We start from the raw sequence: 20,755 nt of genomic DNA, 5'->3' as shown, positions 1-20,755 counted from the left end.
GACGCAACCTCCCGGACGCTTCGGGCTAGAAGAGCGCGTCCTGCTCCAGCTCCAGCAGCTGCTGCTTGCGCTCGAGGCCGCCGGCATAGCCGGTCAGGGTGCCGTTGGCGCCGATGACGCGGTGGCACGGCACCACGATCGGGATCGGGTTGCGACCGTTGGCCAGGCCGACCGCGCGCGACGCCGCGTTGGTCATGCCCAACCGGCCGGCGATCTGGCCGTAGGACGCGGTCTCGCCGTAGCCGATGAGCTCGAGCTGGGTCCACACGCGGCGCTGGAAGTCGGTGCCGACCGGCGCCAGCGGCAGGTCGAAGTCGGTCAGCTCGCGCTCGAAGTACGCCGCCAGCTGCCGCACGGCCTCGGCGAGAACGGGGTCGTCGTCGGAGCGCGCGCCCAGCGGCCGACCGTCCACCGGCTGGCGGAACGGCGAGAACTCGATCGCCACGATCGAGCCGTCGCGCTCGACGATGCGCAGGTCGCCCACGGGTGAGGGCATCACGGTCCACATGTCAGTTCTCCTCATCAGCGCGGGACGGCGCGGGGGTGTCGGGCATCAGGGTGTTCCAGAGGTGCATCAGGGCGTAGGAGCGCCACGGCTTCCAACGCTCGGGGTCCGGGTCGCCTCCTCCGGGCGTGGCGAGGCCGGCGAGCAGTCGGCGCACCGCGAGGTCGGTGGGCAGGAAGACGTCCGGATGTCCGAGCGCCCGCATGGCGACGTAGTCCGCCGTCCAGGGGCCGATGCCAGGCAGCTCCAGCAGCGCGCGTCGTACGTCGTCGCGGTCGGGGCCCCGGTCGAGCAGCACCCTGCCGTCGGCGAGCGCCGCGGCCAGTCCGACGAGCGCCCGGCCCCGCGCGCGGGGCATCGGCAGGGTGGTCGGGTCGGCCGCCGCGAGCGTCGCGGCGTCGGGGAAGAGGTGCGTCAGGCCCGGGACGTCGGACGCGACGGGGCGTCCGTGCTCGACCACGAGGCGTCCGGCGACCGTGCGGGCGCCGGTGACGCTGACCTGCTGCCCGATGACCGTGCGGATCGCCGTCTCGTCGCCGTCGACCTGCCCGGGGACGCGCAGTCCCGGGGTGGCGCGGACGAGGTCACCGAGCACCGGGTCGGCCGCGAGGTGGTCGTCCACCGCGCGCGGGTCGCAGTCCGCGTCGAGCAGGCGGCGTACGCGCTCGCTGGCGGCCGCGGTGTCGCGCAGGTCCTCGAGCCGGAACTCGGCGGTGACGAAGCCGGTCCCGCCGCCGGCACGGTCGGAGGTGTCGGGGACGTCGGCCAGCCCGAGGCGCACGGTGCCGCTGCCGTGGGGCAGGTCGAGCGTGCGGGCGTACCAGCCGGGTCCGGCGACCTCGACGCCCGGCACGAGGTGGTAGGCGAGGAAGTCGAGCATCCGCCTCCCGGCGAACGGCGTGCGGACGGGCAGCCGCATGGTGACGGCGCCGGCGCTGCGGGCCCCCGTACGACGACCGCGCAGCTCGCTGGGCGAGGACGCGTAGATCTCGCGCAGCGTCTCGTTGAACTGGCGGACGCTGGCGAAGCCGGCCGCGAAGGCCACGTCGGTCAGCGGCAGGTCGGTGGTCTCGATGAGCACCCGCGCGCTCTGGGCGCGACGCGCCCGGGCCAGCGCCAGCGGACCCGCACCCAGCTCCTGGGTCAGGAGGCGGCCGAGGTGGCGCGGGGTGTAGCCGACCCGGCGGGCCAGCCCGTCGACACCCTCGCGGTCGACGAGTCCGTCGGCGATCAGGCGCATCGCCCGCCCGGCGACGTCGGCGGCGACGTCCCACTCCGGACTGCCGGGCGTCGCGTCGGGCAGGCAGCGCTTGCAGGCGCGGAAGCCGGCGGCGTGCGCGCTCGCTGCGGTGGGGTGGAACGTGACGTTGCCCGGCGCGGGGGTCCGCGCCGGGCACGAGGGCCGGCAGTAGATGCCGGTGGTCCGGACTGCGGTGTAGAACACCCCGTCGAAGCGGCGGTCCCGGCTGCTGACGGCGCGGTAGCAGGCCTCGGTGTCGAGGTGCCCGGTCGGTGTCATGACCCGAGCCTGTCACCCGGAGGCACCTCGCACCAGCGGAAATCGGACACCGCCGTCCCGGCTGTCAGGCCTCCACTGCGATGTCGGTCGTGCGCCGGGTGCGGCGCTGCCGGGCCGGTCCGTCGAGCAGGAGGCGCACGCGCACCGCATCGTCCGGGAAGGCCTCAGCCACCTCGCGCTCCAGCTGGCTCGCCGCCTGCACGAGGGCCTCGGCGTCGGCCTCCACCTCCACGTGCGCGGACAGCTCGACCACCTCGGGTGCGTCCGGCAGGGCACGCCCCCGCGCACCGGTCACCGGCGCCAGGTCCCCCCACCGCTCGGCCAGCGTCGAGGCGAGCGACGACCGGTCCACCTCGAGCCGTCCGGTCGGGTCGCTCTCGGCGAGCCGGCTCGTGCCGCGCGTGAGTCGCGGTCGGTGGGACAGGAGCCACGCGAGGCCGACGAGACCCAGGGCGATGCCCGCAACGGCCCAGGCCCACGGCCACCAGGCGCTGTCGAKGACGGGATCGGTCGCCGACACGTCGAGGGTCGACGCGAGCCCGCCGGTCAGGCCGAGCCGCCAGTCCCAGGCGGCCAACCCCGCAGCGAGCAGGACGGCTCCCAGGACGACGGTGACGACGCGGTCGGTGCCGCGGGTGCGACGGGTGCTCATGCGCTCTCCTCCTCAGCGGCTCGTACGTCGACGCGCCGGGCGCCGAGGGCGGTTCCGGCTGCACTCGCCAGCTCGCGTGCGGTGCTGAGCGTCGTCTGGTCCGTCACGCCGTTGCGGGTGACGACGTCGAGGACGACGCGTCCGCGCGAGGCGCGGGCGACCCTGGCGGCAACGACGCCCGGCGACCGGTCCGCCGCGCTGCGAGCCACCTCGGCGAGTGCCGACGGGCTCGACCACAGGTGCTGGACCCCGGATGCCGGCACGTGGTGGCGCCCGGCAGGCAACAGCCCTGCAAGGACCAGCACCAGTCCGAGGATGGCGACGACGGTGGCGAGGGCCAGGACCCCAGTAGACGGCTCGAGGCCGTCCAGGCGGCGAACGCCCTCGGCGAGCCAGGGCTCACCCGTGGCCCAGCCCTCGGTCACCGCGAGGTCGCGAACAGCGACCACGGCGACACCGACCAGGGCGAGGGCGAGGACCACCCCGATCGCCACCGCGCGGTGGCGGGACACGGGCGGGCGGCTTGCGACGCTCTCGATACGGCGGCGGCTCATGACGTCCTCCTGTCGTCGGTGCCGCAGAGCCCGACGGTGACGTCCACCGACGCCAGCCGCACACCGCTCAGCTCGGACGCACGATCCAGCACGTGGCGTCGTACGTCGGCGGCGATGCGGGTCACCGGCGCCGGCCATCGGCAGGTGACGTCGAGCTCCACACGGGCGCTGGTGCCACGCACGCGGACCGACGCACGAGGGCTTCCGGACCGGACACCGGCCAGGCCACCCTCGACCCGTCGCACGCCGGGCACCTCCAGCGCCACCGTCTCGACGATGTGCTGGAGCGCCTGCGCACGCACGTTCAGGCTGCCGCGGCCCTCGACCACGGCCCGCTGCTCACGCTCCGCCAGCTCACTCACGCCGACCTCGCAGCAACGAGCGGACGTCGACCTCTCCGTCGACTTGGYCGCCCACGAGGTAGCCGAAGGTTCCGAGCACCACGGCGAGGAGCAGCCCGGTGAGGCCGCCCGTCGTGATGGCGATGGTCAGCAGCAGGCCTGCGATCAGGCCCAGGGTGGAGGTGGTCATGCTTGCTCCTCTGACAGGTACGTGTGGTGGCGCCCGGACCTCGAGGTCGGGCGGCGATCGGCGAGAGCACGGAGGCGACGGCGGGCCCGGCGGGCCCGGCGCGACGCGCGTGAGCGCCAGGTGGTGATGACGACGGGCCGGGCGCCCCCAGCGCCCGGACCCGCCGCAGCAGCGTCGAGGCCCGGCACCGGCTGGCGGGACTGCTCGAAGGCGCGCACCACCCCGATGAACGCCTCGGTGTCGCCGCCCAGATCGGGGTGGGCGGCCCGCAGCGCGGCGCGCCTCGCGGCGCGGTGCTCGCGGACAGCCCGGTCGGCGCTGCTGGTCTTTGTGGTCATGGGGTGCTCTGTGCCACGCCGGGGTCAGCGATGTCCTCCACCGCCACGTGCACGGTGCCCGGGACGATCGCGGCCACCCGGGCCCGGACCTCGTCGGTGGTGGAGGCGATCGGGGCGCCCCACGACAGGACCAGGTGGACCTGGGTGTCTCCGTCGCGCAGGCGCACGCCGGTCACGCGGCGCCCCGGCAGGTAGGTCGCCACCTCACCGAGCACACCCCCGTGCAGGTCGTGCACCCCGGGCACGGACAGGACGGCGAGCGCCACCCGGTCCGCGACCTCCGCGACGGGCGGCTCACTGCACACGCGTGGCCGCCGGCTCCTCGTCCGGCTCGTCGCTCTCGAGGAACACGTCGTGCACGGTGATGTTGACCTCGGTGACCTCGAGCCCGGTCATCCGCTCGACCTGGTCGACGACGTTGCGGCGGATGGCGTCGGCGAGGTCCGCGATCGCGACGCCGTACTCCGCGACGATGTCGAGGTCGACGGCGGCCTGGTGCTCGCCCACCTCGACGGCCACGCCCTGGGTCAGGTTGGTGCGCGACCCCGGGATGCGCTCACGGAGGGCACCGACGGCGCGGGCCGTTCCACCACCGAGGTCGTGGACCCCGCTGATCTCGCGGGCGGCGATGCCGGCGATCTTGGAGACGACGGTGTCGGCGATCGCGGTCCGGCCCTGCTCGCTCACAAGAGCACCGGTGCCGGCGGAGAGGCCGCCCGACGTGGTGGCGGGCGTCGCGGTGGACGTCGTGGCCGGTGTGGTGGGGGTCTGCTTCTCGGTCATGGTCTCTCCGTTCGTCGTACGTGCTCCCGTTCCGTGGCGGATCGGGACACAGGTTGGTCGCGCGGAGTTCGTCACTCGTCACGCACGGGATGGTGTGAGCCCGGTCACGTCGTCCACCCCCAACCTTGGACACACCTTGGACAAGGAGGGCAGACTGCCCGCGTGCCCACCGATCGCTCCGCTGACGTGCCCCTGGGCGACGCCGCGGCGGCCTCCGACGCAGCGCTGGTGCGGGCGGCCCGGCTCGGGGACGACGACGCGTTCGGCGTGCTGGTCGACCGGCACGGCCCGCCGATGCTGCGCTACGCGCGTCGCCTGGTGGGCGGGAGCGAGGCCGACGCGGGAGAGGTGGTGCAGGAGGCGTTCATCTCGGCGTGGCGCAGCCTGGACACGTTCCGGGGCGAGTCGTCCCTGAGGACGTGGCTGTTCCGGCTGGTGCACCGCCGGGCCGTCGACCTCCAACGTCACCGTCGTCCGACCCCGATCGACGACGAGCTCATCTCCCGCGTGATCGACGCCTCCGACGACAACCCGCTGCAGGACGTGTTGGACTCCGAGCTGCTCGAGGCGTTGCAACGAGCACTCGACGAACTACCGTGGAACCAACGCGCGGCCTGGTTGCTGCGTGAGGTCGAGGGTCTGGGGTACGAGGAGATCGCCCGGACCATGGGGACGACGGTCGGAAGCGTGCGGGGGCACCTGCACCGCGGCCGCCGACAGCTGGCAGAGAGGATGGCACGATGGCGTTGAGTCCTACCGGCCCCCTCGAGCGGGCCGCGGCGGCTGCCCGGGCCGAGGAGCCGGACGACTGGGAGTCGGTCTCGATCTCGGTCAAGAGGCGCGTCCGCGCGACGGTGACCCCGTCGCGGCCCGTCGTCGTGGTCGGACCCGACGGCGCCACCGAGCAGGACGAGCACGGGTCGCGCACCTACGTCGCCTCCCGGGTCGTGCGCTCCCGGCTGCGCGAGGTGCTGGGGACCGGTCCCGAGTCGACGCCGGAGCGCATCGACCTGACCATCGGTGAGGACCAGCGTCTGGTGCGCGTCGAGATCGACCTCGTCTGCGCCTACGGCACGGAGCTGGCGATCCACGCGGAGGACGTGCGCCTGCGCGCCGAGGCCGTCGTGACCGACCTGCTGGGCGCCGGCACCCGGGTGCCCGTCGACGTCACGGTGACCGACGTCGTCGTCGGCGACGTGCGCCTGGCCTAGGCCTGTCCGGCCGGCCGGTAGCGGCGCTCCGGTCGTCCGGCTCCGCCGTACTGCAGGCGTACGACGGCAGCGCCGCGCGCGACGAAGTGCTCGAGGTAGCGGCGCGCGGAGACGCGGGAGATGCCGACGAGGTCCGCGCACTCAGCAGCGGAGAGCTCGCCGGCGCTGCGCAGCGCGTCCTGCACCGCCTCGGCGGTCTCCGGGCTCAGCCCCTTGGGCAGGCTCACCGGCGGCGACGGGGCCGCCGCAGCGGCGCCGAACACCGCGTCGATGTCGTCCTGGCCGGGCGCGCCAGATCCGGAGAGCGCGAGCTGCGCGGCGCGGAACGTCTCCAGCCGGACGCGGAGGTCCTCGTAGTCGAACGGCTTGACGAGGTAGTGGACCGCTCCCCCGGACGCCGCGGCCCGGACCGTGTCGGCCTCGCGCGCCGCGGTCACCATCAGCACCCCGACGTCGTCGCCACCGCCCCGGAGCCGCCGCAGCACGTCGATGCCGGTCATGTCGGGGAGGTGGACGTCGAGCAGCACCAGGTCGGGTCGAAGCCGCGCGATGTCGTCGAGGGCGGCCTGACCGCTGCTGGCGACCCCGACGACGACGAAGCCCTCGGTGCGCTCCACGAACTGGGTGTGGATGCGCGCGACCATGAAGTCGTCGTCGACCACCAGCACCCCGAGGTCGTCCGTCCCGCTCACCCGACCTCCACTCCCGGCAACCGCACCTCGAAGACCGCGCCCGAGCCGTCCTCGCCGGCACCGACCCCGACGGAGCCTCCCCGACGCTCGCAGACGACCTGCACGAGCGCCAGTCCGACACCCCGTCCCTCGACGGTCGGCCCCTTGGAGCTCCAGCCGCGGCGGAAGATCCGGCCCACCTCGTCCGGCGGGACACCGGGCCCGGTGTCGGCCACCGCCACCCGGACCACGTCGCCGTCGAGGCTCAACGCGACCTCCACCGACCTGCCGCCCACCGACACGGACGCGTCGACGGCGTTGTCGACCAGGTTGCCCAGCACCGTGCCGACGTCGGTGGAGCCCTCCGGGTCGAGCCGGGGCAGGCTGCTGTCGGCGGCGATGCTGAGGTCGACGCCCCGCTCGACCGCGAGGCTGGTCTTGGCGATGAGGAGCGCCGCGACGGCCGGGTCCTCGACGTGGGCCAGCACCGCGTCGGAGATCTCCCGGCGGCGCCGGCTCAGCGTGCCGACGAGCCGGGACACCTCGTCGTACTCCCCGAGCTGCACGAGGCCGGAGATGGTGTGCAGCTGGTTGTGGAACTCGTGGGTCTGCGCCCGCAGCGTGTTCGTGATCGACTCGCGCGCGCTGAGCTCGCTCTGCAGCGCGAGCAGCTCGGTGCGGTCGCGCAGGGTCGTCACCGACGCGACGGTGCGCCCGCCCTCGACGACCGGGTTGCGGTTGACCACCAGCACCCGCTCGCCCAGCACGACGACGTGGTCGCGGATCGCGGCGTCGTCGGACAGCAGGTCGCGCACGGCCGGGTCGAGGTCGAGGTCGTCGACCCGGCGGCCCTCGACGTCGCCGTCGAGGCCGATCAGCTCGCGCGCGCTGTCGCTCAGCACGGTGACGGTGCCGTCCTCGGCCACGGCGACGACGCCCTCGCGGATCGAGTGCAGGAGCGCCTCACGCTGGTCGGCCAGGGCCGCGATGGCGGCAGGCTCCAGGCCGCGCGTACGACGGCGGATCAGCCGCGAGAGCAGGAACGACCCGGCCACGCCGAGGCCCAGGGCGACGCCGGCGAAGGTGAGGAGGTCGGGCACCACGCTGCGGGCCCGCTCGCGCCACGTGGGGTACTCCTCGGCGACCATCGAGATGCCGACGAGGTCGCCCTGGTCGTCGATGATCGGCACCTGGGCCGCGATCGACGGCGTGCCGAAGTCGTCGACGTCACCGGTCCACGTGCGCAGCTGCTGCACAGTGCTCGAGCCGAGGTCGACGTGCTGGTCGCGACCGCCGAAGTCGCTGCTGACGAGCACCCGCCCCTCGGGGTCGGTGAGGTAGACGCCGCTGGCCTGGACCCTGGTGCGCACCTGCTGGGTGTACGACGTCAGCGTCCCGCGTCTGCGCTCGACCCGGTCCGCGACGAAGGCGTCGCGCACGACGGCAGTGTTGGCCATCGACTCCGCCGCGGCTCGCATCCGGGCACCGCGGGTGTCACGGAAGTCGGCGTCGCTCTGCTGCACCGACACGATGCTGGCCAGCGCCACGACGGCGAGGAGCACCGTCAGCTGCAGCACCAGGAACTGGCCGGCGAGCGTCGCCGGCCACCAGCGCGAGCGTGACCACAAGTTCCACAACCTCCATTGCTTACCCAACCGTGACGACCGCCACAGGAGTCTCCCACCATCGTCACGTCGGAACCGATCCGAGAGATGGAGACCACATGCTGCGCCAACGGACCAGGCGGACCGGGAGGACCCGGCGGGCTGCGGCCGCGCTGACGGCCCTCGCCGGCGTCGTGCTGCTCGCCACCGGTTGTGGGGTGACCCGTGGGCCCCAGACCGCCAACGACCTCACGATGCTGATCCCCAACAGCCCGGGCGGAGGCTACGACCAGACCGGTCGCACCGCCATCGCGGTGATGGAGAACGCCGACATCAGCCCCGGCTCGTTCGAGGTCACCAACGTGATCGGCGCCGGCGGCTCGGTCGCCATGACGCGACTGATGAACGCCGACGGCGACGAGCGCACCATGATGACCGCCGGGCTCGGCGTCGTCGGGTCGCTCTACTCCTTCGGCGCCCCCTACAAGCTCGACGACGCGACGCCGCTGGCGCAGCTCATCGAGGACCAGGAGGGCGTGCTGGTCCCGGCCGACTCGCCCTTCAAGACCATCGACGACCTCGTCGCGGCCTGGGAGAAGGACCCCGACTCGGTCGTCATCGGCGGCGGGTCGTCACCGGGCGGCCCCGACCACCTGTTCCCGATGCAGCTGGCCACCGCGGTCGGCGTCGACCCCCGCGAGCTGCGCTACGTCGTGTACGACGGCGGCGGCCCGCTGACCACCGCCCTGCTCGGCAACAAGATCGACGTCGGCTTCTCCGGCGTCGGCGAGTTCGAGGGGCCGCTGTCCTCCGGCGAGCTGCGGCTGCTGGCCGTGTCCGGCGAGGAGCGGCTCAAGGGCGAGGGGATCAGCGAGTCCCCCACCCTGACCGAGGCCGGCATCGACCTCGTCTTCACCAACTGGCGCGGCGTCTTCGCGCCCCCCGGCATCAGCGACGAGCGGCGTGACGAGCTGATCGCGATGCTTCAGGAGATGCACGACACCCCCGAGTGGAAGCAAGCCCTCGAGGACAACGGCTGGATCGACGAGTTCAAGACCGGCGACGAGTTCACGACGTTCCTCCAGGAGCAGGACGAGCGCGTCGCCACCACCCTCGAGGAGCTGGACCTGCTGTGAGCACATCACTCGACACCCCCACCACCGCGGAATCCCCGCGGGAGACACCCGGTCCCGACCGCGACCTCGCCCAGCTCGGCCTCGCCGCGCTGCTGGTCGTCGTCGGCGCCTACACCTTCTGGGAGGCCACCACGCTGCGCGTCGGCTTCGGCGACCCGGTCGGTCCGCGGGTCTTCCCCTACGTCATCGGCGCCGTCACCGTGCTGCTCGGCGTCCTGCTGGTGATCGCCACCCTGCGCGGCGACGTGCCCCAGGCCGAGGGCGGCGAGGACGTCGACCTGCGCCACCCCGCCGACTGGACGACCGTCCTCAAGCTGGTCGGGGTGCTGCTCTTCACCGCCCTGACGATCACCTTCCTCGGCTGGGCCGTGAGTGGTGCGCTGCTGTTCGTCGGATCGGCGTGGTCCCTCGGGAGCCGCACGCTCGTGCGTGACGTCATCGTCGGCTTCGTGCTCTCCGTGGCCAGCTGGTACTTCTTCCACGAGGGCCTGGGCGTCATCCTCCCGGCCGGGATCCTGGACGGGGTGCTCTGATGGAGAACCTCGGACTGCTCATGGACGGCTTCAGCTCCGTCCTCACCCCGGAGAACCTGCTCTACGCCGTCATCGGCGTGCTCCTCGGCACCTTCGTCGGCGTCCTGCCGGGCATCGGCCCGGCCATGGCGGTCGCGCTGCTGCTGCCCGTGACCTACGGCCTCGAGCCGATCTCGGCCTTCATCATGTTCGCCGGCATCTACTACGGCGGCATGTACGGCGGCTCGACCACCGCGATCCTGCTCAACACACCGGGCGAGTCCGCGTCGGTGATGACGGCCCTCGAGGGCAACCTCATGGCACGGGCCGGACGAGCCGCACAGGCGCTCGCCACCGCGGCGATCGGCTCCTTCATCGCCGGCACGATCGGCACGCTCCTCGTCGTCTTCTTCGCCCCTGCACTGGCATCGGTGGCGGTCGAGATCGGCGCACCGTCCTACTTCGCCCTCATGGTGCTGGCGATGGTCATGGTCACCAGCGTGCTCGGCGGATCGCCCCTGCGCGGCTTCATCGCGCTCTTCCTCGGCCTCACCATCGGCCTGGTCGGCCTCGACCTCAACACCGGCCAGTCGCGGCTGAGCTTCGAGCAGCCGCTGCTGGCTGACCGCATCGACGTGGTCGTCGTCGCGGTCGGCATCTTCGCCCTGGGCGAGGCACTCTGGGTCGCTGCCCACCTGCGTCGCAGCCCCGCCCGCGTCATCCCGGTCGGACGCCCGTGGATGAGCCGCTCCGACCTGAAGCGGTCGTGGGGCCCGTGGCTGCGCGGCACGGCGTACGGCTTCCCGTTCGGCGCGCTGCCGGCCGGCGGCGCGGAGATCCCGACGTTCCTGTCCTACATCACCGAGAAGCGGATCGCCGCCCGCAAGGGCCACGACGACTTCGGCAAGGGCGCGATCGAGGGCGTGGCCGGACCGGAGGCGGCCAACAACGCCTCGGCCGCGGGCACCTTCGTCCCGCTGCTCGCGCTGGGCCTGCCCGTGACCGCCACCTCCGCCGTCATGCTGGCCGCCCTGCAGGGCTACGGCATCGAGCCCGGTCCCGGGCTGATGACGGACCAGCCGGAGCTCGTGTGGGCGCTGCTGGCCAGCCTGCTCATCGGCAACGTGCTGCTGCTGGTGCTCAACCTGCCGCTCGCGCCGCTCTGGGCGAAGCTGCTGCGCATCCCGCGGCCCCAGCTCTACGCGGGGATCCTGTTCTTCGCCGCCCTGGGCGCGTATGCCGCCAACCTGCAGGCGTTCGACCTCTTCCTGCTGCTCCTGCTGGGCCTCCTGGGCCTGATGATGCGGCGCTTCGCCCTGCCGGTCCTGCCGCTGATCCTCGGCGTGATCCTCGGGCCGCTCATGGAGTTCCGGCTCCGCGAGGCGATGGCCATCTCGGGTGGCGACGTCTCGGCGCTGTGGAGCGAGCCGCTCGCCATCGTGATCTACGTGGTGGTGTCGATCGCCGTGGTCGCACCGTTCGCGGTGCGCCGGCTGCGCCCGACGCCCGCCGCAGTGGCCGCGGACCAGAGCCTGACGACCGACGACACCCACACAGAGGAGAAGGTGCGATGAACGACGGTGCGAGCGTGATCGTGGTGGGCTGGACGCCCGACGAGTTCGGCGAGGTCGCGTTGCACCGCGGCGTCGAGGAGGCGAGGCTCCGCGCAGGTCGCGTCGTGGTGGTCAACGCCACCCGCGGCGACGCGCTGGTGGACGACCGCTTCGCCGACGACGAGCAGCTGGGCCGCCTGACCGCGGAGCTGGCCGCCAGCGGCATCGAGGTCGACGTACGACGCTCGATGGGCGCCGACGTCGGCGACCAGGTCCTCGCGGTGGCCCAGGACGTCTCCGCCGACCTCGTCGTGATCGGCCTGCGCCGGCGCTCCCCCGTGGGCAAGCTGCTCATGGGTAGCGTCGCGCAGCGCATCCTGCTCGGTGCGGACTGCGCCGTGCTGGCGGTGAAGCCCCCTGGCTAGGTTGGGCTAGGTCCCGCTCGGGGCAGCGCGGCGCCGGTGCCGGATGACCAGCGCGCAGGCCCCGGACAGCAGCACCACGCCGGCCGGCACGACGATCCCGCGGAGCACTCCGTCGGGATCGTCGTCGTCCCCGGACGACGAGGAGGCCGCCGCTCCCACCGCGTCGGGCGTGCCGTCGCCCACCTCGAAGCGGATCTCGCCGGCCATCTCGTGGCCGTCGGAGGACACGACGTCGTAGGTCAGGGTGTAGGCACCGTCGGGACCCGCCCAGAGGTTCTGCCGGACCTCGGGCCCCGTCGCCGTGGCAGTGCCGTTCGCGACGCTCCCGTCGGGCCCCGTGACGGTCACCTCGTGCACCTCGGCGACCGGACCGGTGAAGGTGAGGATCGCCCGCGACGGCATCTCACGCAGCACCCCCGAGTCGGACGGGTCGGAGAAGAGGAGCTCGTCGTGGGCGGCGGCCGGAGGCACCGTGGCCCAGCAGAGGACGGCCGCCACGGCCGCCAGGACGAGCCGGGCGGCACCTCGCCGGGCAGCGAGGCCGGTCACGAGCCGAGCTCCGCGCGCCACGACACCAGGTCGTCCCACTGCTGGGACAGACGGTGCTCGGTGGCGCCGACGGGGTCCTTGAAGAAGAAGGCGAGAGCGGTGAGCGGACCCGTCCGGCCGGCCGCGTGCGCGGCGGACACCAGGCGGGCCAGGTCGAGGACGAGTGGCGCGGCCAGCGCGGAGTCGCAGCCCTCCCAGGTGAGCTGCAGCGTCATGCGGGTGCCGAGGAAGCCGTCGAAGCGCACGTGGTCCCACGCCGTCTTCCACTCCCCCAGGTCCTCCACCTGGTCGATGTGCATGGGCCCCGGGACGGGGCGGCCGACGATGGCGTCGAGCCCGCTGCGCTTCGCGACGGTCTTGCTGCGAGCGGCCTCGGGGTCGGCCAGGGTCGCCCCGTCGCCCCCGCCGAGGAGGTTGACCGAGGTCCACGACCGCAGCTCGAGGGCCCGCATCACGAACATGGGGGCGAGCGCCGACTTGAGCAGCGTCTCCCCGGTCTTGCCGTCGCAGCCTGCCCAGGGCAGGCCGCTCTCACGCGCAGCCTCGACGACGACCGGGAGCCGCAGGCACGGGCTGGGAGTGAACGACACGAAGGAGGCGCCGGCGCGGAAGGCCGCCAGCGCGTAGACCGCCCCGACCGGCAGCGCGTCGTCGACCTCCGTCATCGAGTCGGGGTCCGGCACCGGAGGCTGGGTGCTGGCGACGTCGACGACGACCACCCGGTCGAGGTGGTGGCGGTCGCGGAAGTCCGTGATGTCGCGGGCGAGCCGCTCCACCGCCTCGGCGGCGGTGGCCGAGCCCACGACGTGGCCCGGGCGCACCTCGGCGTCGACGGCGTCGAGGTGGGCGCGGGCGGCGTCCACCAGGGCGGGTGGCACCACGCCGCCCGCGGCCAGCTCCTCGGCCCGCTTGGGCATCGAGTGGGAGCTGACGTCGTGGCCGCCGAAGACCAGCCCGCCGAGGGCCGGCAGGCCGTCGGGCTGCAGCTCCGGCAGCTCGGTCACGAGAGCGGTGGTCGGTGCGAGGCCATGCGCCACGGCGTACGCACCGACCACCGCTGTGGTGGCCACCGAGCCCCGCGCACCCACGAACCACACGCCTGTCCTGGCCGTCACCTCGGGCGTGGGGGTCATGTCGTCCTCCTCGGACGGATGGGCGGGGGCCCAGCGGACATCAGGGGGCCATCAGGGGGCCATCAGGGGCCGTCAGGCGGTCAGGACGAGGTCGAGAACGCCGCGTCGAAGGCCGCGGTCGGCGCGTCGAAGGCGAGCCGGCGCACGAACTCCAGCGCCTCGGGGGCTCCGACGAGACGGTCCATCCCGGCGTCCTCCCACTCCACGGAGATCGGGCCGTCGTAGCCGATCGTGTTGAGCATCCGGAACGACGCCTCCCACGGCACGTCGCCGTGACCGGTGGACACGAAGTCCCAGCCGCGGCGCGGGTCGGCCCAGGCCAGGTGCGAGCCCATGCGGCCGTTGCGGCCGTTGCCGACCTGGCGCTTCGCGTCCTTGCAGTCGACGTGGTAGATCCGGCCCTTGAAGTCCCACAGGAAGCCGACCGGGTCGAGGTCCTGCCAGACGAAGTGCGAGGGGTCCCAGTTGAGGCCGAACGCCTCGCGGTGGCCGATCGCATCGAGCGCCGCGACGGTGGTCCAGTAGTCGTAGGCGATCTCGGACGGGTGCACCTCGTGGGCGAAGCGGACGCCCTCGCTGTCGAAGACGTCGAGGATYGGGTTCCAGCGGTCGGCGAAGTCCTGGTAGCCCGCGTCGACGAGGGCCTGCGAGGCCGGCGGGAACATGGCGACGTACTTCCAGATCGAGGACCCGGTGAAGCCGACCACGACGTCGACGCCGAGCTTGCGCGCGGCCCGGGCGGTCATCTTCATCTCCTCCGCGGCGCGCTGGCGCACGCCCTCGGCGTCGCCGTCGCCCCAGATGCGGTCGGGGAGGATGTCGCGGTGGCGCGCGTCGATCGGGTCGTCGCAGACCGCCTGGCCCTTGAGGTGGTTGCTGATGGCGAACACCTGGAGGTCGTACTTCTTCAGCATCTCGAGCTTGGCCGGGACGTAGGACTCGTCCTCCACCGCCGCCCACGGGTCGAAGTGGTCGCCCCAGCAGGCGAGCTCGAGGCCGTCGTAGCCCCAGCCCGACGCGAGCTTGCACATCTCCTCGAACGGCAGGTCGGCCCACTGGCCGGTGAACAGGGTGACGGGGCGTGGCATGTGTGCTCCTCAGGGTGTGGTGGTGCGTTTCGGCTGGTTCTGGTCGTGATGGTGGTGCTGGTCAGGTGGATCGGGGTGGTCGTCGGGCGGGCCGGGTGGCCGCGCGGACCGGTGCCGGGACGGAGCGCCGTGTCCCGGCACCGGCCGCTGGGGGCGGTGCCTCTCGGCACCACCCCCCGCCCGGGCGGGGGCCCGGCCACCGGGGCGCACGCAGGGCCGATCCTGCGTACGCACCGGTTCACCTCACCCGAGGGTGATGTGCTGGCCGAGCCGCCCACCTTCGGACGTCTCGTGCTCGGACCGGCGCCTACAGCTGGGACTTCAGCGTCCGCGACAGGCGCTTGAGAGCGAGCTTCACCTCCTTGTCCTTCACCCGCGACGCGAGCCGCTCGAACTTCTTGAGCGACCGGAGGGCCTGGCCCGCGTCCTTGCGCCGTTCGGCGCGCTTGGCGGACGTCAGCTCCTTCTTCAGCTTCGCGGCGAGCTTCGGACCGACGAGGCCTTCGTCGACGAGCCGGTTGACGAGCTTCCTGCCGGCGCCGTAGGACCCGACCACCCGGAAGGTGACGGTCTCCGACGCCTGGTTGCCGGCCTCGTCGAGGACGCTGACCTCGAGCTCGTGCGTTCCCGGCGACAGCGACATCGCGGCGATGCGCACCGGGGCGCTCACCACCTTGCCGTCGAGACGGACCACCTGCTCGGCGGCGCCGGACGTGGTGTCCGAGACCCTCACCCGAGCGGTGCGGACCGCGGCGACATCCAGCTTCGCCCCGTCGGCGATGCCGTCCACGGCCACGGTGGGCGCGGTCGCGTCCATCTTGACGGTGAGCGTGCTGATCGCCGACGTGGTGCCTGCTGCGTCGGTGGCGCGGGCCTGGACGAGGGTGACCCCGTCGTTGGTGACCCGGAACGGCGCGGTGTACGCCGTCCAGGCGCCGTTGCCGCCGAGGCGGTACTCGAGGCCGAGCTTCCCCTCACCGCCGGCTCCCGCGAGGGAGACGGTGACCGGCGAGGTGAACCAGTTGGCACGACCGTTGGCCGCGGCGGGTGCCGTGGTCAGGCTGACCGACGGCTTGGCCGACTCGACGGGCTCGCCCGGCTCGCTGACCGTGACCTCGAGCTGACCGCCGGCGGTGTTGCCCGCCTTGTCGGTGGCGCGGTAGCGCACCAGGTAGGTGCCCGGCTCGTCGAACGACAGCGGCGTGTCGTAGGTGCTCCACGCCGCGTCGTCACCGATCCGGTACTGGATGCCCGCCACGCCGGAGGTGGCGTCGGTGGCGGTCAGCGTGACCTTCTTGGTGGTGGTGCCGGACTCGGCGCTGGTGACCACCGGCGGTGCGGTGTCGACCTTGACGGTCTGCGACCGGGCCGCCTCCACGTTGCCCGCGGCGTCGGTCGAGCGGTACTCGACCAGGCGCTCACCCTCACCGGTCACGGGGACCGCGATGGTGTAGGGCATCCACTCGCCGCCGGCGATGCGGTACTCGATCGAGGCGATGCCCGACCCGGCCGCACCGTCGGTGGCGGCCAGGGTGATCGACGGACGCGTGGTGTGCCACCCGTCCGTGCCYGTGGCTGCCGGCACGGTGATCGTCGCGGTCGGTGCGACCGTGTCGATCTTGACCGTCAGGGACTTGACCTCCTCGACGTTGCCCGCCTCGTCGGTCGAGCGGTACTCGACCAGGCGCGAGCCCTCACCCGTGACGTGGACCGCTCCGGTGTAGGGCGTCCAGGCACCTCCGGCGATGCGGTACTCGGTCGAGGCGACGCCCGACCCGCCCGTCTCGTCGGTGGCAGCGAGGGTGAACGACGGCCGCGTGGTGTACCAGCCGGCCTGGCCGGTGGCACCCGGGATGGAGATGGTCGTCGTCGGAGCCGTGGTGTCGCCCGGCTCCTCGCCACCCGGCTCGCACGTCTCGTCCTCACCCAGGGTGAAGAAGTCGAAGCTGGCGGTGATGCCGGCCCCACCCGCCTGGTTGGCGGCGGAGAGCAGGCCGATGCGCGGGTTGGTGATGCCGGCGAGGCTGTAGCCCGCCGCCATGTCCGTCCACGACTCACCGTCGGTGCTGTAGCTGCCGAGGACCTGCTCGCCGTCCTCGCTGGTCAGGCGCAGCCAGACGGTGCTCGGGAAGGTGGCCCCGAGTCCCGACGTGTTGGTCTCGGCGGCCGTGCCAGTGGTCTCACGAGCCGTCTGGATGATGTTCGACGCGGCGTTGGGGTCGGCGCTGCGTCCCTGGAACACGTGCTTCAGGTAGTTGTCGTCGTCCCCGTAGACCAGCAGGCCGGCCGACTGGTACTGCCTGTTGATCGGCGCGGTGACCTTGGTCGTCGCCACGAACGGACCCTCGGGAAGGTCCGTGAGGACCAGGTCGCGAGCCGTGTTCGTGGTCTGGTAGAGGTCGGTCGCCTCCATCGGGATCTTCAGCGAGCTGCCGGAGACCGTGAGGTTGCCGCTGGGGCGGACCGTCGTCCAGTCCGAGCCCAGTGCGTTGCCGTCGAACTGCTCCACGACGCACGGCGGGCTGCACTCGACAGCGGTGTCGTCCGGCGTGATGGTGAAGTAGTCGAACTCGGCGGTGATGTTGTCAGCCGCTCCCGCAGCCGTGCTGCCCAGGGCGAGCAACCCGACCTTGGGCGCCGTGATGCCGGTCAGGTCGCGGGGTGCGGCCGTGCCGTTCGACGTCGTGATCGGGAGCCACGTGGCCCCGTCGGTGCTGTAGGAGGGAGTGACGACGTTGCCGTCGGTGCTCGTCATCCGCAGCCACACGGTGTCGGGGAAGGTCGCGCCGAGGTTGGTGGAGTTGGACTCCGACGCCGTGCCGTTGACCTCCTTGGCGAACTGGATGACGTTGGCTGCCTTGCTGCCCGCGGCGGCCGTGGATCGACCCGAGTAGACGAGCTTGAGGTAGTTGTTGTCATCGCCGTAGACGATCAGTCCACCCTGCTGGTAGCCGCGGACGGCAGGCAGCGTGAGCTTGGTCGTGACCTCGAACCTCCCGGCCGGCAGGTCCTGGAGGACGATGTTCGGCGTGGTGTTGGTGGTCTGGTAGATGTCGGAGTTGGTGAGCGGGATGTTGAGCGTCCCGTCGGCCACCGTCATGGCCTGGTTCACCCGGACGTTGCGGTTCCACCTGGTGCTGTCGAGCTCGTTGCCCACGAAGTCGTCGGAACGTCCGCTGAAGCAGATGTCCTTGGCTGCGGTCGCGGTGATCTCCGTCGTGCGGGTGGTCTTGGCCCCGCGCGAGTCGGTGACCGTCAGCGAGACGACGTACTTGCCCGGAGCGGTGTAGGTGTGGCTGGGGTTGGCCTCCGTCGAGGTCGAGGCCTCGCCGTCGCCGAACTTCCAGGCGTAGGTGACCGGGGTGTCACCGTCCGGGTCGGTCACCGTGCTGGTGAACGACACCGGGAGCGGCACCTCGCCCGTGGTGGTGCTGGCGTTGATCGCCACCGTCGGCGGCTGGTTGTCGGTGATGCCCCGGCCCTTGAACTCGAGCCAGTTGACGTTGGCCCCACCCGTGGTGGCGACGAAGTAGAGCGCCTCGCTGGAGGCCGAGGCCCCGTTGAAGGTCGTCGTCACGTCCTGGTAGGTCTGGGCGCCTCCGGTGTTGGGCACGTCGAGCGTGCCGATCACCGCGCCCGTGGGCGAGCCCTGGCGCACCTCGAACGCAGCGCCGGCGGTGCTCGACGCGGCGCGCATGGTGACGCCCGTGATGCCGGTGAGGTTCATGACGTTCCAGCGGAACCAGTCGCCGGCCTCGACGCCGGTGACGTTCTGGCCACCGCCCGTGTCGGTCGTGCTCTGCGTCGTGACACCTGCCGAGCCGGTGGTGTTGCTGCCGGTGCGGCCGGTGGCGTCGTAGAACTCGGCCTCCTTGTGCTTGGTGTGCAGGACGATGCCGTCGACGCTGGTGAGCGCACCGGCCGCGCCGTTGCCCTTGTCGGTGTAGGTGGCCTTGATGGTGCCGAAGATGTTGGCGCCCACGTGGCCGGCGTCACCGGGCAGCGGGAACGAGCCCTCGCAGCCGGTGTACTGCTCGTAGTCGTGCGAGTGCTGGTCGTGGCCGAGGCCTGGCTGGACGACGACGTCGTCGCAGTCGATCTCGCCGTCCTCGGCGTCGGTGACGACCACCTCGTACTTCACGTAGTCACCGAAGTCGAAGAACCCACCGTCCTTCGGCAGGACCAGCTCGACGCTCGGGGCCGTGTTGCCGACCGTGATGTCGATGTTGGTCGTGCCCGTGCGGCCGTCCACGTCGGTCACCGTCAGCCGGGCTGTGTAGTTGCCCGCCGTGGTGTACCTGAAGCTTGCGGTCGGCGTGGTGGCGTCGGTGGTGCCGTCGCCGGTGAAGTCCCACGCGTAGGTGAGGCCCGTGGCGTCACCGGTGTCGGGGTCGAACGATGCCGACCCGTCGAACTCCACCGTCAGCGGGGCCGGACCGGACGTGCGGTTGGTCGTGGCCCTGGCCACCGGTGCGCGGTTGCCCTCGACGTAGTCGATGCGGTAGACGCCGGAGTCGGTGTTGTTGCCGTTGAACCCGCTGCCCCACTCGATCATGTAGAGGGCGCCGTCGGGGCCGAACTGCAGGGCGTGCGGGCGCTGCATGGGCAGGTCGGAGAGGAACCGGTTGATGTCGGTGTAGTTGGTCCCGGCCTCGTTCATCTGCACGGTGAACAGGCGGTTGTTGTTCCAGTCGGCCCAGATCGCCTTGCTGTCGAAGTAGGCGGGCCACTTGCGGTCCGAGTCGAGGTCGGGGTCGTAGGAGTAGGTGCCCGAGGTCATCGGGGCACCGCTCGCCCCGATCTCCGGGGTGCCGGTGAGCGAGGCGTTGTTGCTCTGCCAGATGACCGCAGCCTTCGCCGGCGGCAGGTTGGTCAGGCCCGTGTTGTTGGGCGAGTCGTTGACCGGCGCGCTGCAGTTGAACGTCGCACCCGCGGTGCTGCTGGCGAAGTTGTAGTCGTTGTAGGGCGTGTTGTTGCCCACGCAGTAGGGCCAGCCGTAGTTGCCCGGCTCGTCGAGGATGTTCCACTCCACGCGACCGTTGGGCCCACGGGTGGCGCTGACCGAGCCGGCGTCGGGACCGTAGTCGGCGACGAGGATGTTGTTGTTCTGCTCGTCGAGTCCGATGCGGAACGGGTTGCGGAAGCCCATGGCGTAGATCTCGGGGCGGGTCTTCTGCTGGGTGTCGGCCGCCTCGTCGAAGAGGTTGCCCGCGGGGACCGTGTAGCCACCGTCGGCCTTCGGGGTGATCCGGAGGACCTTGCCGTTGAGGCTGTTGGTGTTGCCCGAGGTGCGCTGGGCGTCCCAGGCGCTGCGGCCCGGGCGCTCGTCGATCGGCGAGTAGCCACCGGAGTCGAACGGGTTCGTGTTGTCACCCGTGGCGAGGTAGAGATTGCCGTCGTTGTCGAACTCCATCGACCCACCCGCGTGGCAGCACTCGTTGCGCTGCGTCGGGACGTCGAGGATCGTCGTCGCTGTGCTGAGCTGCAGCGTGTCGCCCGACATCGTGTAGCGCGAGATGCGGTCGATGGACTCCGAGCCGGTCGGCGAGTAGTAGAGGTAGACCCAGTTGTTCGTCGCGAAGTCTGGGTCGAGCGCGATGCCCAACAGGCCGAACTCCTGGCCCGTGTAGACCGGGACCGTGCCCGCGGTCAGCACGCTGCCGTTCTCCTTGATGATGCGCACCGCGCCGTTGCGGTCGATGTAGAACACCCGACCGTCATCGGCGATGGTGAGCTCCATCGGGTTGGAGGTGTTCTCGTCGAGGGCCACCTTCTCGAAGCTGGGCGTCAGGGTCGCCTTGCAGTCCGAGTCCACGACACCGGCAGCGGTCTGGATGCCACCGAGGATGTGGCCCAGGAAGGCCGGGTCGACGAAGGACGCCTCGGTGTGACCCATGCCGGTGTACCAGCTGCGGCCGCCGTCGTAGTCCTGGCACCAGGCGATCGGGTGCTCGTTGCCCATCGAGCCGTTGCCCGGGGTGTAGGTGGTCT

At 72.0% G+C, this 20,755-nt stretch carries 21 protein-coding genes; 6 read left to right on the top strand and 15 right to left on the bottom strand.

All coding sequences use genetic code 11. From position 1 onward, the window contains the following. Positions 1 to 25: 25 nt before the first annotated feature. The 9 genes from AC1DP1_RS22245 to AC1DP1_RS22205 form a co-directional block, all read right to left on the bottom strand. Positions 26 to 508 (bottom strand): methylated-DNA--[protein]-cysteine S-methyltransferase, encoded by a 483-nt coding sequence (locus tag AC1DP1_RS22245; protein WP_457192162.1) that lies wholly within the window; start codon positions 506 to 508, stop codon positions 26 to 28. 1 nt (position 509) lies between these two features. Then, positions 510 to 2,024: an AlkA N-terminal domain-containing protein gene (locus tag AC1DP1_RS22240; protein WP_477508691.1), complete on the bottom strand. Its 1,515-nt coding sequence runs from the start codon at positions 2,022 to 2,024 to the stop codon at positions 510 to 512. A gap of 64 nt (positions 2,025 to 2,088) precedes the next feature. Continuing rightward, complete coding sequence (locus AC1DP1_RS22235; RefSeq protein ID WP_477508690.1) at positions 2,089 to 2,676, bottom strand: hypothetical protein; 588 nt, start codon at positions 2,674 to 2,676, stop codon at positions 2,089 to 2,091. After that, a complete protein-coding gene (locus AC1DP1_RS22230; protein WP_477508689.1) occupies positions 2,673 to 3,230 on the bottom strand; it encodes a hypothetical protein in 558 nt (185 codons plus the stop codon). The genes AC1DP1_RS22235 and AC1DP1_RS22230 overlap by 4 nt, the downstream gene beginning before the upstream one ends. Beyond that, a complete protein-coding gene (locus tag AC1DP1_RS22225; protein WP_477508688.1) occupies positions 3,227 to 3,592 on the bottom strand; it encodes an Asp23/Gls24 family envelope stress response protein in 366 nt (121 codons plus the stop codon). The genes AC1DP1_RS22230 and AC1DP1_RS22225 overlap by 4 nt, the downstream gene beginning before the upstream one ends. After that, on the bottom strand, positions 3,585 to 3,761 hold the full coding sequence (locus AC1DP1_RS22220; protein WP_477508687.1) for a DUF2273 domain-containing protein: 177 nt from the start codon (positions 3,759 to 3,761) through the stop codon (positions 3,585 to 3,587). The genes AC1DP1_RS22225 and AC1DP1_RS22220 overlap by 8 nt, the downstream gene beginning before the upstream one ends. Next, entirely contained in the window at positions 3,758 to 4,099 is a 342-nt protein-coding gene (locus tag AC1DP1_RS22215; RefSeq protein ID WP_477508686.1) for a hypothetical protein, read from the bottom strand. Before AC1DP1_RS22215 ends, AC1DP1_RS22220 begins: the two co-directional genes overlap by 4 nt. Then, positions 4,096 to 4,404, bottom strand: coding sequence for a hypothetical protein (locus AC1DP1_RS22210; protein WP_477508685.1), 309 nt, complete (start codon positions 4,402 to 4,404; stop codon positions 4,096 to 4,098). Before AC1DP1_RS22210 ends, AC1DP1_RS22215 begins: the two co-directional genes overlap by 4 nt. Then, positions 4,394 to 4,882, bottom strand: coding sequence for an Asp23/Gls24 family envelope stress response protein (locus tag AC1DP1_RS22205; RefSeq protein WP_477508684.1), 489 nt, complete (start codon positions 4,880 to 4,882; stop codon positions 4,394 to 4,396). The genes AC1DP1_RS22210 and AC1DP1_RS22205 overlap by 11 nt, the downstream gene beginning before the upstream one ends. 162 nt (positions 4,883 to 5,044) lie before the next feature. Here AC1DP1_RS22205 and AC1DP1_RS22200 point away from each other — a divergent pair, with 162 nt between their 5' ends. Together AC1DP1_RS22200 and AC1DP1_RS22195 are read left to right on the top strand one after the other, a co-directional pair. After that, positions 5,045 to 5,632 (top strand): RNA polymerase sigma factor, encoded by a 588-nt coding sequence (locus AC1DP1_RS22200; protein WP_477508683.1) that lies wholly within the window; start codon positions 5,045 to 5,047, stop codon positions 5,630 to 5,632. Next, entirely contained in the window at positions 5,623 to 6,093 is a 471-nt protein-coding gene (locus AC1DP1_RS22195; RefSeq protein ID WP_477508682.1) for a hypothetical protein, read from the top strand. Before AC1DP1_RS22200 ends, AC1DP1_RS22195 begins: the two co-directional genes overlap by 10 nt. Here AC1DP1_RS22195 and AC1DP1_RS22190 read toward each other — a convergent pair. Together AC1DP1_RS22190 and AC1DP1_RS22185 are read right to left on the bottom strand one after the other, a co-directional pair. Then, complete coding sequence (locus AC1DP1_RS22190) at positions 6,090 to 6,785, bottom strand: response regulator (protein ID WP_457192158.1); 696 nt, start codon at positions 6,783 to 6,785, stop codon at positions 6,090 to 6,092. The two genes, AC1DP1_RS22195 and AC1DP1_RS22190, sit on opposite strands and share 4 nt — an antisense overlap. Beyond that, complete coding sequence (locus AC1DP1_RS22185) at positions 6,782 to 8,392, bottom strand: sensor histidine kinase (protein ID WP_477508681.1); 1,611 nt, start codon at positions 8,390 to 8,392, stop codon at positions 6,782 to 6,784. Before AC1DP1_RS22185 ends, AC1DP1_RS22190 begins: the two co-directional genes overlap by 4 nt. 95 nt (positions 8,393 to 8,487) lie before the next feature. Here AC1DP1_RS22185 and AC1DP1_RS22180 point away from each other — a divergent pair, with 95 nt between their 5' ends. From AC1DP1_RS22180 to AC1DP1_RS22165, 4 genes are read left to right on the top strand one after another with little or no spacing between them, the layout of a single operon-like run. After that, a complete protein-coding gene (locus tag AC1DP1_RS22180; protein ID WP_477508680.1) occupies positions 8,488 to 9,504 on the top strand; it encodes a Bug family tripartite tricarboxylate transporter substrate binding protein in 1,017 nt (338 codons plus the stop codon). Then, the gene (locus AC1DP1_RS22175) at positions 9,501 to 10,037 is read left to right on the top strand and encodes a tripartite tricarboxylate transporter TctB family protein (protein ID WP_477508679.1); all 537 of its coding nucleotides are present in this window, start codon (positions 9,501 to 9,503) and stop codon (positions 10,035 to 10,037) included. The genes AC1DP1_RS22180 and AC1DP1_RS22175 overlap by 4 nt, the downstream gene beginning before the upstream one ends. Further along, positions 10,037 to 11,590, top strand: coding sequence for a tripartite tricarboxylate transporter permease (locus AC1DP1_RS22170; RefSeq protein ID WP_477508678.1), 1,554 nt, complete (start codon positions 10,037 to 10,039; stop codon positions 11,588 to 11,590). The genes AC1DP1_RS22175 and AC1DP1_RS22170 overlap by 1 nt, the downstream gene beginning before the upstream one ends. Beyond that, complete coding sequence (locus AC1DP1_RS22165) at positions 11,587 to 11,994, top strand: universal stress protein (RefSeq protein ID WP_457192148.1); 408 nt, start codon at positions 11,587 to 11,589, stop codon at positions 11,992 to 11,994. Before AC1DP1_RS22170 ends, AC1DP1_RS22165 begins: the two co-directional genes overlap by 4 nt. A 6-nt stretch (positions 11,995 to 12,000) precedes the next feature. Here AC1DP1_RS22165 and AC1DP1_RS22160 read toward each other — a convergent pair whose 3' ends face one another. From AC1DP1_RS22160 to AC1DP1_RS22145, 4 genes are all read right to left on the bottom strand, one after another. Further along, complete coding sequence (locus AC1DP1_RS22160) at positions 12,001 to 12,543, bottom strand: copper resistance CopC family protein (protein WP_477508677.1); 543 nt, start codon at positions 12,541 to 12,543, stop codon at positions 12,001 to 12,003. Further along, positions 12,540 to 13,676 carry an inositol-3-phosphate synthase gene (locus AC1DP1_RS22155; RefSeq protein ID WP_477508676.1) on the bottom strand — a complete coding sequence of 379 codons (1,137 nt, stop codon included), beginning with the start codon at positions 13,674 to 13,676 and terminating at the stop codon, positions 12,540 to 12,542. Before AC1DP1_RS22155 ends, AC1DP1_RS22160 begins: the two co-directional genes overlap by 4 nt. An 80-nt stretch (positions 13,677 to 13,756) precedes the next feature. Further along, a complete protein-coding gene (locus AC1DP1_RS22150; RefSeq protein ID WP_477508675.1) occupies positions 13,757 to 14,764 on the bottom strand; it encodes a sugar phosphate isomerase/epimerase family protein in 1,008 nt (335 codons plus the stop codon). 307 nt (positions 14,765 to 15,071) lie between these two features. Continuing rightward, positions 15,072 to 20,755: OmpL47-type beta-barrel domain-containing protein (locus AC1DP1_RS22145; RefSeq protein WP_477508674.1), on the bottom strand; the 5,684-nt coding region annotated here is incomplete at its 5' end.

The organism is Nocardioides sp. P4_G10, assembly GCF_056401175.1.
Note: the sequence above shows the minus strand (reverse complement) of the source record. Positions and strands in the feature narration are given on the sequence as shown.

Coding starts and splice junctions, on each gene's coding strand:
- AC1DP1_RS22245 (WP_457192162.1), bottom strand. CDS start 508: ATGTGGACCGTGATGCCCTCACCCGTGGGCGACCTGCGCATCGTCGAG.
- AC1DP1_RS22240 (WP_477508691.1), bottom strand. CDS start 2,024: ATGACACCGACCGGGCACCTCGACACCGAGGCCTGCTACCGCGCCGTC.
- AC1DP1_RS22230 (WP_477508689.1), bottom strand. CDS start 3,230: ATGAGCCGCCGCCGTATCGAGAGCGTCGCAAGCCGCCCGCCCGTGTCC.
- AC1DP1_RS22215 (WP_477508686.1), bottom strand. CDS start 4,099: ATGACCACAAAGACCAGCAGCGCCGACCGGGCTGTCCGCGAGCACCGC.
- AC1DP1_RS22205 (WP_477508684.1), bottom strand. CDS start 4,882: ATGACCGAGAAGCAGACCCCCACCACACCGGCCACGACGTCCACCGCG.
- AC1DP1_RS22195 (WP_477508682.1), top strand. CDS start 5,623: ATGGCGTTGAGTCCTACCGGCCCCCTCGAGCGGGCCGCGGCGGCTGCC.
- AC1DP1_RS22180 (WP_477508680.1), top strand. CDS start 8,488: ATGCTGCGCCAACGGACCAGGCGGACCGGGAGGACCCGGCGGGCTGCG.
- AC1DP1_RS22170 (WP_477508678.1), top strand. CDS start 10,037: ATGGAGAACCTCGGACTGCTCATGGACGGCTTCAGCTCCGTCCTCACC.
- AC1DP1_RS22165 (WP_457192148.1), top strand. CDS start 11,587: ATGAACGACGGTGCGAGCGTGATCGTGGTGGGCTGGACGCCCGACGAG.
- AC1DP1_RS22155 (WP_477508676.1), bottom strand. CDS start 13,676: ATGACCCCCACGCCCGAGGTGACGGCCAGGACAGGCGTGTGGTTCGTG.